General features: G+C 71.3%; 9 protein-coding genes. 4 read left to right on the forward strand and 5 right to left on the reverse strand.

All coding sequences use genetic code 11. The annotated features are described in order from the left end of the window. Positions 1 to 432: 432 nt before the first annotated feature. Entirely contained in the window at positions 433 to 1,461 is a 1,029-nt protein-coding gene (locus tag D6689_11510) for an alcohol dehydrogenase (protein ID RMH41245.1), read from the reverse strand. Between the two features lie 67 nt (positions 1,462 to 1,528). Here D6689_11510 and gloB point away from each other — a divergent pair, with 67 nt between their 5' ends. Together gloB and D6689_11520 are read left to right on the forward strand one after the other, a co-directional pair. Beyond that, complete coding sequence (gene gloB / locus D6689_11515; GenBank protein ID RMH41252.1) at positions 1,529 to 2,308, forward strand: hydroxyacylglutathione hydrolase; 780 nt, start codon at positions 1,529 to 1,531, stop codon at positions 2,306 to 2,308. Positions 2,309 to 2,724: 416 nt separating this feature from the next. Beyond that, entirely contained in the window at positions 2,725 to 6,537 is a 3,813-nt protein-coding gene (locus tag D6689_11520) for a carboxypeptidase regulatory-like domain-containing protein (GenBank protein RMH41246.1), read from the forward strand. A gap of 6 nt (positions 6,538 to 6,543) precedes the next feature. Here D6689_11520 and D6689_11525 read toward each other — a convergent pair whose 3' ends face one another. Together D6689_11525 and D6689_11530 are read right to left on the reverse strand one after the other, a co-directional pair. Next, a complete protein-coding gene (locus D6689_11525) occupies positions 6,544 to 7,116 on the reverse strand; it encodes a hypothetical protein (GenBank protein RMH41247.1) in 573 nt (190 codons plus the stop codon). After that, on the reverse strand, positions 7,095 to 7,862 hold the full coding sequence (locus D6689_11530) for a TetR/AcrR family transcriptional regulator (protein RMH41248.1): 768 nt from the start codon (positions 7,860 to 7,862) through the stop codon (positions 7,095 to 7,097). The genes D6689_11525 and D6689_11530 overlap by 22 nt, the downstream gene beginning before the upstream one ends. Before the next feature lie 67 nt (positions 7,863 to 7,929). Between D6689_11530 and D6689_11535 the strand changes: the two genes are divergently transcribed. Further along, positions 7,930 to 8,670 (forward strand): glutathione S-transferase, encoded by a 741-nt coding sequence (locus tag D6689_11535; protein ID RMH41249.1) that lies wholly within the window; start codon positions 7,930 to 7,932, stop codon positions 8,668 to 8,670. A 21-nt stretch (positions 8,671 to 8,691) separates the two neighbouring features. Here D6689_11535 and D6689_11540 read toward each other — a convergent pair whose 3' ends face one another. Beyond that, positions 8,692 to 9,312, reverse strand: coding sequence for a class I SAM-dependent methyltransferase (locus D6689_11540; protein RMH41250.1), 621 nt, complete (start codon positions 9,310 to 9,312; stop codon positions 8,692 to 8,694). Further along, positions 9,309 to 10,061 carry an NAD-dependent protein deacylase gene (locus D6689_11545; protein ID RMH41251.1) on the reverse strand — a complete coding sequence of 251 codons (753 nt, stop codon included), beginning with the start codon at positions 10,059 to 10,061 and terminating at the stop codon, positions 9,309 to 9,311. The genes D6689_11540 and D6689_11545 overlap by 4 nt, the downstream gene beginning before the upstream one ends. Positions 10,062 to 12,370: 2,309 nt before the next feature. On the opposite strand from D6689_11545, the gene D6689_11550 reads away from it, so the two are divergent. After that, positions 12,371 to 14,233, forward strand: coding sequence for a hypothetical protein (locus D6689_11550; protein ID RMH41253.1), 1,863 nt, complete (start codon positions 12,371 to 12,373; stop codon positions 14,231 to 14,233). Positions 14,234 to 14,235: the final 2 nt, after the last annotated feature.

Here is a 14,235-nt window from a genome sequence, read left to right on the forward strand (position 1 = left end):
ATGAGCAGCACTCCGACCGTACGTCCCATCGCGCCGCCGATTGTATCGCGCGACGGATGGCCGCACGCGGCTTCGCGCGGCCCGATCCGCTTGCACCGCGCGCTCGGGCTCGAACGCGGCATGACCATCCGGAGATCGTCCTCCCCCCGGCAGATCCGGTCTTCGGCGAGATCGCCGCGCGGCCGCCGGGCGACTACATCATGGACCTCCTCGCCTGGCGTACGACTTCGATGCGATGGCGAAGCGGAGCCCGTGACCGGCGCCGCCGACGACCGGCCCGCGGGCCCCCGTTGCGGATGGCCACGGGCTGCGGTCGCGATTGGCGGGCGATCGTCGGCGTCAGTTCTCGCGAGGGCGGGTACCCGATGTGTACGCGCGCTCGTGCGCAGCGGGCGTGCGCCGCACTCGCTGGCGTGCTCGAGCGCGGCGGCACTACGGCACGAGGACGATCTTGCCGAACACCTCGCGCGCCTCGAGCGCGCGGTGGGCGGCGGCCGCTTCGCGCAGCGGCAATACGCGGTCGACGATCGGGCGCAGCCGCCCGTCGGCGACGAACGGCAACAGGTCGAGCAGGTCGCCCTTCGAGCCCATGGTCGACCCGAGCACCTGAATCTGGCGGAAGAATACGTGGCGCAGATCGACCGTCGCTTCGAACCCGCTGGTCGCGCCGCAGGTGACGATACAACCGCCTGACGCGGTCGCCCTGATGCTGCGCGCGAACGTATCGCCGCCGACGTGCTCGAAGACGACATCGACCCCGCGCTTGCCCGTGAGTCGCCGCACCTCGGCGACGAAGTCCTGGCGCACGTAATCGATGGCGTCGTCGGCGCCGAGCTCCCGCGCCTTGTCGAGCTTGTGCTGCGCGCCCGCGGTCGCGATGACGCGCGCGCCGAACAGCTTGGCGATCTGGATGGCGGCGACGCCCACGCCGCTGCCGGCACCGTGTACGAGCACGACCTGGCCGGGGCGCACGCGCGCCTTGCGGACGAGCATCTGCCAGGCGGTAAGGAACGTGAGCAGTGACGCGGCCGCCTGCTCGAACGGCAAGTCGCCCGGATACGGTGCGAGGTTGGCGCGCGGCACCACGGCGAACTGGGCGTAGCCGCCCTGCGCGTTTTCGCCGAGGATGCGGTAGTGCCGGCACAGGTTGTCGCGCCCGGACAGGCAGGCGGCGCAATGGCCGCAGGACACGCCCGGGTTGACGACGACGCGATCGCCCACGCCCACGTCGTCGACGCCCGGGCCGACGGCGTCCACGACCCCGGCGATGTCGCTGCCGAGGCGGTGCGGATACTCCAGGTGGAACGCCGGGCCGCCGCGACGCACCCAGATATCGAGGTGATTGACCGCGACCGCCTTCACGGCGATGCGGACTTCGCCCGGGCCCGGCTCCGGCGCCTCGATCGACTCGAACGACAGCACCTCCGGGCCGCCGTGCTCGCGCAACACGACCGCGTCCATCTTCATGTTCGACCTCCTCGCGGCGAATCCGGTCGCACGCCGCCGCGCCGACCTATACCATGCCGCCATGCGCATCGTCCCGATTCCATGCTTGAGCGACAACTACGCCTATCTGGTCGTCTGTGAGGCGACCGGCCGCGCGGCGGTCGTCGACCCGTCCGAGGCGGAACCGGTCGCGGCCGCGATCGCCGCCGAGGGCGTCGACCTCGCGGCCATCTGGAACACCCACCACCACTGGGACCACACCGGCGGCAACGATGCGCTCGCCGCCGCCTACCCGCAGCTCGAGATCGTTGGACATACGACTGACGCGGCGCGCATCCCGGGAATCACCCGGCGCGTGGACGAGGGCGACACGGTCGCGGTCGGCGACGAGGTGCGCGCGCGCATCCTGTTCAACCCCGGACACACGCGCGGCGCGATCAGCTACTTCATCGAGACGCTTCCGGCTGTGTTCACCGGAGACACCCTGTTTCTCGCCGGCTGCGGCCGCCTGTTCGAGGGCACCCCGGAGATGATGTACACATCGCTGTCGAAGTTGGCGGCGCTGCCGGACGACACGCGCGTGTATTGCGGGCACGAGTACACCGCGTCCAACCTCGCGTTCGCCGCCGCGGTCGAACCGGACAACGCGGACGTCGCGCGCCGGCGCGCGGCGCTGGCCGTGCCGTCGATACCCGGCACGATCGCCGAGGAGCGCGCGACGAACCCGTTTTTGCGCGCGCGCGTGCCCGCCGTGGCGGCCGCCGCGGCGCGGCGCGCCCCGATCGACCGCACCGATCCGGTCGCGGTCTTCGCCGCGCTGCGGCAATGGAAGGACGAGTTTCGCGGCGTTGACTGCGAGTGAAAATTTGCACGTGACGACCGGTCACAGGTCGACCCGTCATGGCGCACACACATTCTACTGTTGTAGAATTCGATGGTTGCCGATAGTTTCAGAAAGACTGCTTACATGTTTTTCATGCACAGGTGCCCTCAAACTGGACACGGCATCCGCGTAACCATTCGAAACTTCGTCGAAGTTGCTTCGGTACGCACCTTGCTCATTGGCGGGCGCACGCGGATACGACACGGATCGCTGTGAGGCTCCTGCCGCGCAGCGCTTGAGGGGGGACGGGGCGCCGGCAACGGCGCCCCTCATTTTTTTCGGCGGCGCGGCACCCCGGAGCGCAGCGGCGCGGGCGCCCCGCGAATCGGCCCCGGCCCACCCGTTGTTTGCCATCGTCAGCGCTCGGTCGGGCGCAACCGATCTAGAGTCACCTGATGGGAAGAGGGTCCGTCGTCGCTGCGGCTGCGCTCGCCGCGGCCCTAGCCGTCGCGTGTGGAAGCTCCAACCAAGGAGAAGGCCCGCCGGATAGCGGACCCGCGCCCGAGTGTACGACCAACGCCGACTGCGACGACGGCAACGACTGCTCATTCGACTGGTGCGACCAGGGCTCGTGCGCGCACGAACCGGACGACCAGCTCGAGGGCGAGCCGTGCGACGACGGCGACGCGTGCACGACCAACAACACGTGCCAAAACGGCGTATGCACCGGCGACCCGGTCGACTGCAGCGGCCTCAGCGGAGCGTGTGCGACCGGCGTGTGCGATCCGGCCACCGGCGAGTGCGTCGCGCAACCGGTCGCCGACGACACGCCGTGCGACGACGCGACGTTCTGCACCACGGGTGACGTATGTGTCGCCGGCGAGTGCGTCGGCCAGGCGCGCGACTGCAGCGAGCTCGACAGCGCGTGTACGCAAGGCGTGTGCGACGAACAGACCGCCGCCTGCGTCGCGATGCCGATCAACGAGGGCGGCGCGTGCGACGACGGCTTGTTTTGCACGACCGGCGACCAGTGCCTCGCCGGCCAGTGCGCCGGACAGCCGCGCGACTGCTCGACCGCGTCCGATCAGTGCAACGTCGGCACGTGCGACGAGGACGCCGACGCCTGCGTGCCCACGCCGATGGCGGACGGCACACCATGCAACGACGGCCTGTTTTGCACCACATCCGATCAGTGCGTTGCCGGCACATGTACCGGCGGCGCCACGGTGGACTGCTCCGCCCTCACCGACCAATGCAACGTCGGCACGTGCGACGAAGACGCCGACGCCTGCGCGAAAGCGCCCGCCAACGAGGGCAGCGCGTGCGACGACGGGCTGTTCTGTACGACCGGCGAGACCTGCGCGGCCGGCGTGTGCAGCGGCGGCGCCGCGCGGTCGTGCGACGACGGCGACGCCTGCACGGCCGACACCTGCGACGAGGGCGCCGACGCATGCGTCTCCACGCCCGTGCCGCCGATCCCGAACGCCGAGGGACCGCCCGGCGACGCCACTTGCTCGGACGGGATCGACAACGACTGCGACGGCGCTGCCGATCTAGCCGACGCGAGCTGCGTCGGCTGCACCCTCGACAGCGATTGCGACGACGGCAATCCGTGCACGACGGACACCTGCGGTCCCTCGTTGCTGTGCGAAAACACGCCGGTTGCCGACGGCACCGCGTGCGACGATGGCCTGTTCTGCACCGTCGGCGACGCCTGCACCGGCGGTGCCTGCGCCGGCGGCTCGCCGCGCGATTGCTCGGCCCTCGACGACCCCTGCAACCGCGGAAGCTGCAGCGAGTCGGCGGATGCGTGCGTGCAGACGCCGACCAACGAAGGCGGACCATGCGACGATGGGTTGTTCTGCACGGTCGGCGACGCCTGCTCGAGCGGCGCGTGCACCGGTAGCCCGCGCGACTGCTCGCCGGTCGCCGGCGCCTGCCAGGCGGCGTCGTGTGACGAGGCCGGCGACGCCTGCGTGGCGACCAATTTGCCCGACGGGACCGCGTGCGACGTTGCGTTCTGCACGGTCGGCCAGACCTGTAGCGGCGGCGTGTGCGGCGGCGGCGCGCCGCGCCCGTGCAGCGACGGCAACGCATGCACGTCGGATGCCTGCGACGAGGTCGCCGACACGTGCGTCAACACCGCCCTGGCTCTCGACCCGGCGTCGCCCGTGTTCACGAGCGCGTCGTCCACGTCCGTGTGCCTCGTCGCGGGCTCCGGCGCGCGCGTCGTCGTGTGGACCCAACTCGCCGACACCGCCGGGGCGCCGGTTTCCGGCGCGTCCGTGACCATCGGCGGCATCGCCGCCACCGAGTCGGCCGTGAGCGCAGGCAGCTACTACGTCGAGTACGTCGCCGGCGCGACGCCCGGCGCGCAGACGTTGTCGGTCGTCGCGACGGCGTGCGGCGATACGGTGACGCTGGCGCAGACGGTCGACGTCACGGTGGCGTCGCCGAACGCGACCTCCGGCGGCGGCCTCGGCGGCTGCTCGCCGATGGGCGGCAACCTGCGCGTGCGGGCGGTCGACGAGTCCGGCGCTCCGATCGCGGGCGCGAGCGTGCTGGTCGGCGACGCGGAGGCAACGCGATTCGAGACGAACCCCGAAGCGCTGTTCGGCGGCGGCAGCACGCTGGCATCCACCGTCGCGACGACGGACGCCAACGGGTACGCGACGTTCTTCGACTACGCCGGAGGACTGTCCGGCCCCATCGCCGTGACCGCCGGCGCCACGGGGCGCTCGTACGTCACCGTCGTCGGCGGCGACGCATCCGACGTCGTGCTCGAGCTTCCGCTCATTCACCCGCCGCAGCCGTCCACCAGCCTCTACAGCGACGGCCGCGGTATGCCGACGCCGCCCGATTGCGGCGACGTCGACGCGGCCGTGGTCCTGCCGCACCTGGACATCGACGTGATCGGCACGTTCGAGACCAGCCTGCTGTTCGAGCCGAACCGATGCTGGGATCCCGGCAACAACCTGGTGAGCAGTACGCCGGTCGCACTGCCGCAGAACGTGTGGCTACCCGCGCAGGGCGCCGGCGGACTGTTCGTGTGCGGCGCATCGCAGTTCGACGAGGCGCCCTGGTCGCTGCGGCTGAAGAACACGGCCGATACCGGTGTGCGCGAAGACGTCGTGATGGTCGCGGCCGATGCGACGCTGCAGGACGTCCAGTCGATCCTCGGCGGCGGCTCGATCGCGGACATCCTGCCGGTGCTCGACTACAACAACCTCGGCTTCTTGCTCGACGTCAACGTCGCCGGCGACGTGTCGCCCAACACGATCAACCTGCAGTTCTCCTACCCGAACCCGGTCACGCTCACGTTCGCGGGGGCGCCGGTCGAGACCGACATCGTCGGCATCTCCGGTGGCGACTACGACGGGACCAACGGCGTGGGTCCGCTCATGCTCATGGGAACCGACGTACGCCCGTTTACATCGAGCGGCAACCAGGTCACGCTGCCCAACGCCGACTTCGGCTCGATGGACCCGATGGGCGTGCGGCGGGTGGCCGCGCTCGTCGCGCTGTACCTCGACGACGCCGACTCGAATCACACGTCCGCCATCGCGGGCCGCGAAGACGGCGTGAGCACCATCTACGTCCGCGACGACGGCGCCAATCCGGCCAATGCGCCGTATACGGCATCCGGCGGCACGTTCAACCTGTCGACCGACTTCGGCCTGTCGCCGTTTTTGAACATCCCGCTGGTCACGTTCTCCGACCCCGGTCACTTCGAGTGGTCGAACGCGACCAACGGCGGCAACGTGCCGGTGTTCTCGCGCCACGATCTGACCGTCGTGACCGAGACGTACCTGCCGGTGCTTTCGTGCGCGACGGAAAACGAGGTGCGCGAGAGTCGGACGACCCACTGGATCGTGTACAAGCCGTTCGGGCTCGACTGCGGCGCATCGGAGTGTTTCACGCTGCCAACGCTGCCCGCGTCGTTTCCGCGGGCGACGCCGGGGCCGCAGCAGCGCGCCGGGCTCGAACCGATCGTCGGCAGCGGCGCGGCGTGCTCGGGGGCGTGCCCGGTCGCCGGGGAGACCTGCGTCGACCCCGACGGGGCCGGCGGCGCCGCCACCGCGATGTGCATGGGCGGCAGCGGAACGGCGTCCGACCCGTACACGGTCCAGCGTTACGAGTGGGTCGCACACGTCTACAGCATGCAGATCCTCACGCGCACGACTCCGTTCGACTTCGACGACTTCGACTTCGCCGACCGGCGGCTGTACATGACCCACGAAGCGACGAACCGCGCGCCGCTGCCATGACCCCCGCTAGGCCGCGCGCCGCGTGCCGCGCGCGGCGCCGACCAGCTCGTAGTCGGACGCGAACTCGGGCCGTACCGCGCCGGACGCATCGACCAACCACGGCATCGCCATCGCGCGCGGCACCCGTACGCGGCCGACCGGCGTGTACGTGCGAAACAGGATGTCCCACAGCGGCGACGTGACCCCGTGGTTGTGCCGCGGGTCGCCGAAGTGGTGATAGAAATGGTGCTTGCGCAACCAGCGGCCGTAGCGGCCGATCGGCGCGTGCGTGTGGGCGCGCCGGTGCAACCACTCGTACGCGATGTACGCGGCGAGGAACCCGGCGACCGCCGCGGCGCCGTGCGCGGCGCCCGCGACGACGACGGCCACCGGCGCGGCCAGCGCCGTCATGATCGCGGCACCCGCGACCTTCTTGCGCGCCGGCGCGAAGTACATGACGCGCGCGTGATGGGCGAGGTGCTCGCGCGAAAAGTCGTTGCGCCCGCGCGCGCGATGACCGTACCAGTTGTGCAGCGCGTACTCGGCAAACGTCCAGCCGAACGCGCCGGCGGCGACCGCTATCGCATAGCTCGCAGCCATGACTCCCTCCAATCGGAGACCACCGCCGACGCCCGGTCGACGACGTCCTGCGCAGCGCCCCAGCCGGACAGCAGCGCGCGCGACAGCGACGCGGCGCGCGCTCGCGCGTCGAACAGGCCGCCGAGTTCCGCCCCGGCATCCGCGGCGAGCCGGTCGAACCGCGCGAGCTTGCCGAGCGACACCGCGCCGTGCACGGCCGCCCACAGGTCCGCGGTGCGCGCGCGCGCGTCCCCCGGCGTCAGCGCGCCGGACGCGGCGGCGTCGGCGACGGCGCCGGCGACGGCTCCCACCAGCCGCGCCACCGCCGGGGCCACGCGCGCTGCGGCCGCGTCGCCGAGCACCTGCCGCGGCGTGCCCAACAACTGGCCGACCAGGCCAGCGGCGTGCGGCCGCAACTCCGCCACGGCGACGTAGGCGTCGGCCGCGGCGAGCACGCGCGCGACCGCGGAGGCGGCCGCGGGCACCGCGGCCGCGCGCGCGGCCGCGGCGACTCCCGCCAACGCACCGGCGACGTGCTCGGCCATCTCGTCGATCGCCCGCGCCTCGAGGGCCTCGAACAGCGCCTCCTTGGATGGGAAATAGCGGTAGAGCGCGCCCGGCGTGTAGTCGAGCGCCTCTGCCAGGGCGCCGATGGTGACGCCGTCGATCCCGCGGTCGGCCGCGAGCGCCAGGGCCGCGTCGACGATCTGATCGCGGCGGGCACGGCGCCGGCGCTCGGTGCGTCGGCTGGCTGATTCGTGAAACACCGTTGTTTTAATAAATCCTATTTACACTCCGTGTCAAGCGGCGCGGTGTGGGAGCAAACTCGGCGCGATGGACCGATTCGGCCCGCTGGACGCGCTCGCCTCGTTCGCCGCGTCGGCCGTGCGCGGTGGCCGCGGCACGTCGGTCGCCCGCGCCGTCCGAGCCGCGGCGCCGCCGCTCGACCTGTACGACATGGAAGGCTGCCCGGACTGCCGGCTCGTGCGCGAGCGGCTCACCGAACTCGACCTGAACATACGCGTGCTGCCCTGCCCGATCGGCGGCACCGAGTACCGGCCGCAGGTGCCGGAGATCCCATTTCTGGTCGACGCGAACCGGAGCGCCCGCGTCGGCGGCGCGGCGGCGATCCTCGACTACCTTTCGACCGCGTACGGCGATGGCCGCCCGCGGCACCGCCTGTCGCGCGCAGACGCCGCCACGTCGCGCGTTGCGAGCCGCATACGCGCGGGCCGCGGCGTGCGCGCACGCCCGTCGCGCCGGCCGGACCAGCCGCTCGAACTGTACAGCTTCGAGGCCAGCCCGTTCGCCCGCCGCGTGCGCGAGGTGCTCACCGAACTCGAGCTGCCGTACCTGCTGCACAACGTCGGCAAGGGCGCGCTCGTCGACTGGCTGCCGCCGAAGCTCCGGGCGCGGGTCGCGCCGAACGCACCGCCGACGACGGCGCACCGCCGCGAGTTGTTCGAACGCGCCGGCCGCGTGCAAGTGCCCTATCTCGTCGACCCGAACACCGGCGTGGAGATGTTCGAATCCGCCGCGATCGTCGATTATCTGGAGCGCACGTACGCGGCGTAAGGCATCGCGGCGCGGCCGCCGCTACGCGGGGCGCTCGGTGCCTGCGCGCCGCGCGATCCCGTAGATCGCCGGCCGCACCCACGGATAGACGCCGCGAATGTCGCCGCGCCCGATGCGCTCGATCGAAAACCCCGCCGCGCGGATGTCTCGCTCGGCGTCACGCGTACAGTGGCAGTTGCCCGCGATGCGCTTCCACACGGGCTCGACGAGCGCCTGCACGCGCCGGCGGCGCGGCTCGGCCGCCGCGACGTGCTCGATGAACGCGAAGCGCCCGCCCGGCCGCAGCACGCGCGCGATCTCGCGCAGCGCCGCGCGCGGATCGCGCACCGAGCACAGCACCAGCGTCGCGACGACCGCGTCGAAGGATGCGTCGGCTACCGGCAGCCGCTCCACCGGCGCGTCGACGCAATCGACGTCGGGAAACTTGGCGGCGAGCCGGCGCCGCATGTGCCGATCGGGCTCCGTGACCACGAGGCGGGCGATACGCGCCGGATAGTGCGGCAGGTTCGCTCCGGTACCCGCGCCGATCTCGAGGACGGTGCCGGACAGCTCGCCCAACAGGCTGGCGCGCCACGCGGCGAGCGTCGCGGCCTCCGCCTTGCGCAGCGTGCGGTCGTAGAGCTGCGACAGCAACCAACTCATGCGCGCACCGCCGCCGCGATGGCAGCCAGCGCCGCGCCGGCCTTGCCTCGGACCACGACGTCGGCGAGCGCGTCGAACGGCGTCGGCTCGAGGTTGATCAGAATGAGCTTGGCGCCGTGGTGCACGGCGGTCGGTACGACGTCCGCCGCCGGCCACACCACCAGCGACGAGCCGACCGCGAGCAACAGATCGCAGTCGCTCGCCTCGCGGTAGGCCCGCGCCATCTCGGCCTGCGGCATCGGTTGGCCGAACGAGATCGTCTTCGGCTTGAGGATGCCGCCGCAGTCGCAGTGCGGGTCGGTGTCGCCCGCTTCGATCCGTGCGTGCACCGCGTCCCGCTCGAACTCGCGATCACACGACAGACAGCCGACGCGCATCGCGGTGCCGTGCAGTTCGATCACCTCGCGCGACCCGGCGCGCTGGTGAAGCTCGTCGATGTTCTGGGTGATCACACAGCGCAACCTTCCCACGCGCTCGAGTTCGGCCAGCGCTCGGTGTCCGGCGTTCGGCACGGCGGCAACCAGCGCGGGGTACAGCTCGAGGCCCCAGCGCCACATCTTCTTGCGCGCGTCGGCGCTCGCGACGTAGCGCGGAAACGAGAACTCCTCGGGGTCGTAGCGGTCCCAGACGCCGCCGGGGCTGCGAAAGTCGGGGATGCCCGACTCGGTCGAGATTCCCGCGCCGGTGAACGCCACCGCGCGCCGCGCGCTTCGCACGAGCGCGGCCGCCCTGTCGATCGCGTCGTCCATCGCGCCGACAGCGTAGCTCGAAATCGCCCGCGCGCGCCCGGAGGCGGCGAACGCCCCCTGACGGCGCGGGCCGCGCGCGGTCAAGGGCCGCTCATTCGTTGTCTCTGCACCCATTTCGACCGCGGCCGGAGCGGCCGCCGGCCGGCGCACCGCGCCACCGCGTCGGCGCCGGCGCCCCCCGCGCCGCCGCAAGGCCGGCGCGGCTTCGGCGCGGGCGCGCCGGCGGGTGCCGGTCCTGGCCGCGCCCCGACCGGCGACCGGGGCGCGGTCACGCGGCCGGGTGCGCCAACGCGCGACGATCGTTCGGGAAATCGGTGGAAAGGTACGACCTGTGGGTGACGCGCTGCGTAAGCCCGCTCACATGCTTTACAACCACCTAACTTCATTCAAAAAAACGCTTCCCAAGTTCACCGATAACTCTATAATCGAACGCGCTTCCACCACGGGAGGGGGGATGACATGAAGGCTCGACTGTTGTTCGCTGGGGTGGCCGCGATCGCCGGATGCGCGGACCTTTCGTTCGATCCGCCCCGGGAGATCATCCACGCGAGGTTCGACCCGGACGCAAAGGTCGTACCGATGCCGACCGACATCCTGCGCGATGCCGACGCCGGCCACCTCGACTTGCCCGTCGACGACGAGGATCTCACGGACGCCGAACGCGAGTTCTACGCCTTCCTCAACACGATGGACGGCTGGTCGACCGCGATGGCCGCCACGGTGGAGTTCACCGCCCCGATCGATCCGGCGACCGTCACGCCGGACACGCTGCAGGTGTGGCACTGGCGCGGCGTACCGCAGCGCGTCGACGGCGCGCGCGTGTCGATCAGCGACGACGAGCGCACGATCACGATCGATGCACCGCGAGAGGGCTGGGAGCGCGGCGGGCGATACGTCGTGCTGCTGCGCGGCGGCGACGCCGGCGTCGAAGGCAAGCGCGGCGAGCGCGTCGAGTGCGACGCGGCGTTCTACTTCTTGCGCCAGACGGAAGCGCTGGACGTACCGGAACACGAGCGCGCGTTCCCCGGCGACACCGCGGCGGAGCGGCAGGACAACGCACGCCAACTCGAAGACATCCGCCAGGACCTCGCGCCGTTCTTCGACTACTTCGAGAACACGGGCATCCCGCGGCAGGACGTGGCCGCGCTGTGGACGTTCACCGTGACCGAGCGCGCCGAGCTCGCGATGGACAAGCCGTCGCAGCGCATGCCGCTGCCGAACAATTTGATCCTCGACCCGGACACCGGGTTGATCGACATGCCGGTCGCGCCGTGGGACACGGACGTCGAGATCGAGGCCAAGCGGCGCCTGCGCACCTACGACGGATTCGCGACCTCCTCCAATCTGCTGTTCGAGTTCACCGCGCCGATGGACGCGGCGACCCTCACGCCGCAGTCGGTCAAGCTCTACGAGCTCGGCGAGCCGCCCTTGCAGCTCGACGCCGACGTCGAGCTGATGGCCGACCTCGTCCACGTGGTCGTCAAACCCAAAGATCTGCCGCTGAAGCCCGCCACGACGTACGCGGTGGTCGTCGATCGGTCCGTCCGCGACGCGACCGGCGGCGAGGTCGCGCCGATGCCGCTCGGGCACCTGCTGAAGGCCCGGTCGCCCGTGTTCGCCGACGGCGCGAGCCAGATCGACGCGGTCGCGGACGACGACGCCCGCCGCGTCGAGACCACGCGCGCGCAGCTCGCGTCGCTGCTCGACCGCATCGGCCGCGACAACGTCCTCGCGGCGTGGCCGTTTACGACCCAGTCGATCCACCCGGGGCTGGACGAGGCAGTCGCGATGGCCGCCACCCTCGGCGTGCCGGTCGACCCGGACCACATCGAGCATCAAACCCCAACGGAAGCGCTCGGCGACTTCGCGCTCGCCATCGGCTCACTGCTCCAGGTCGGCGACGTCTACCACGGCACGATCAAATCGCCCGTGTTCCTCGACGACCGCACCCGCGCGTGGCGGGAAGACGGCGGCTACGAGGTGCAGGACATCGCGTTCACCATGACGGTGCCGCGCAACATCGAGCCCGGCGTGCCGGTGCCCGTCGTCATCTTCGGCCACGCGATCATGACCGAGCGCCGGTTCGTGCTGGCGGTGGGCGACGCGCTCGCCGCGCGCGGTTTCGCGGCGATCTCGATCGACTTTCCGCTGCACGGAACGCGCACCCATTGCTACCACGGCGGACCGCTGTCGCTGATCGATCCGACCACCGGCGAACTCACGTCGCTCGAGCCGTGCGCCAACGGTACGACCTGCGCCGAGGACGGCCGCTGCGTCGACGCCGCCGGCCAGGGCAACGAGCTGGCGCGATGGCCGCTGCTGAACATGCCGGTGGCGTCCGGCGCCGCGTTCATCGAGGTGGATCACATCGCGAGCACGAAAGACCACTTCCTGCAGGCGATCATCGACCTCGGCGCGCTGTCTCGCTCGCTGCGCGAAGGCGACTGGGAGTCGGTGATCGGCGCACCGCTCGCCACCGACGAGCTGTACTACGCGGGGCAGTCGCTCGGCGGCATCATCGGCGCGACCTACGTCGCCCTGTCGCCCGAGATCAAGCGAGCCGTCCTCAACGTGCCCGGTGCGGATACGGTGGACCTGTTTTCCGATTCCACCTACTTCGGCCCGTTCGTCGACGCGTTCTTCACCCGCGAAGGGGTCGAGGACGGCACGTACGAGGCCGAGCGGTTCCTGGACGTCGCGCGGCTGTTCATGGATGCGGTCGATCCGCAAAACGTCGCCCAGCGGCTGGGAACGAACCGCGACGTGCTGATCCAGATGGCCACGCTCGACTTCATCATTCCCAACCAATATACGGTGTTATTACAACAGCTTGCCGGCGTACCCCGGCGCGACTACGTCGCCGAGCACGCGTTCTTGGTCATTCCGGTCGAACCGGCCTACTTGCCCGGGCTCAACGATCTGGCCGACTTCTTGGCAGGAGATCTCTGATGCGGTCGAAACGCGGTTGGAGTTTTCTTCGGCGTGCGCTCGGCGCCGCGGTCGCGGCGACGCTCGCCCTGCCGGCCGGCGCGCGCGCCGGCGGCTTCGCCGTCGCGACCCAGAGCGCCACGGCCGGCGGCACCGGCGCCGCCGGCACGGCGCGCGACGACGACGCGGGCGCGGCCTGGTATAACCCGGCGGCGCTCGCCGACGGCGCCGGCCTGCGCGTCGGCATCGGCCTGCTCGCCGCCCGCCCGAGCCTGACGGCCCGCGCGATGGACGGCTCGTGGGAGACGCACAACGATGCGGGCTGGTCGACCCCGCCGCACGTGAGTGCGAGCGTCGCGGCCGGCGACTTTGCCGCCGGCGTGTGGGCCGGCGTGCCGTTCGGCAGCGGGGTCGCATGGCCGGAGGACTGGCCCGGACGCTTCGAGATCGTCCGGTCGCAGATCGAGGTGTTCCGCGTCGCACCGTTCGCGGCGTGGCGGTTCGGCCGGGTGCGGGTCGCGCTCGGCGCGCACGCGGACTTCGCCCGCATGCGCGTCGCCCGCCAGCTCGACTTCATCGACGTCGAAGGGGACGTCGCGGTCGACCTCGACGGGCACGGTGCCGGCGTCGACGCCGCCGTGTTCGTCCGCGCGCGACCGGACCTGGATCTCGGAGCCACCTACAAGAGCCGCACGAGCATCGACCTCGACGGCGGTGCCGACTTCGACGCCCCCGACGCGTTCGAGGCCAAGACGATGGACCAGCCGGCGCGCAGCCATTTGACGTTGCCGGACCGGATTGCACTCGGCGGCGCGTGGCGCCACGGTCCGTGGCGCGCGCTCGCCGACATCGAGATCGCCACGTGGAGCGTCTACGACGAGGTCGTGATCGATTTCGACAACGACGCGACGCCCGACGCGCGCCAGATCAACGACTGGCGCACGACCGTCGGACTGCGCGCCGGCGCCGAGTGGGCGTTCGCGCGCAACTGGGTCGCGCGCGCCGGCGCGTACTACGATCCGACTCCGGCTCGCGACGAGACCCTCGCGCCGTCGTCTCCCGACTCGTCGCGGATCGGCGCCACCGCGGGCGCGTCGGTGGCGCTCGGCGGCGGTTGGCGCGTCGACGCATTCGCGGAGTACATGCGGCTGCTCGGCCGGACCGCCGCCAACGACAACGCGCTCGCCGCCGAATACGGCGGGCACGCGCAGCTCGTCGGCTTCGGCGTGCGCTACCAGCGGTAGCC

The sequence above is a fragment of the Deltaproteobacteria bacterium genome (assembly GCA_003696105.1).
In the GTDB taxonomy this organism is placed as follows: Bacteria; Myxococcota_A; Polyangia; order Haliangiales; family J016; genus J016.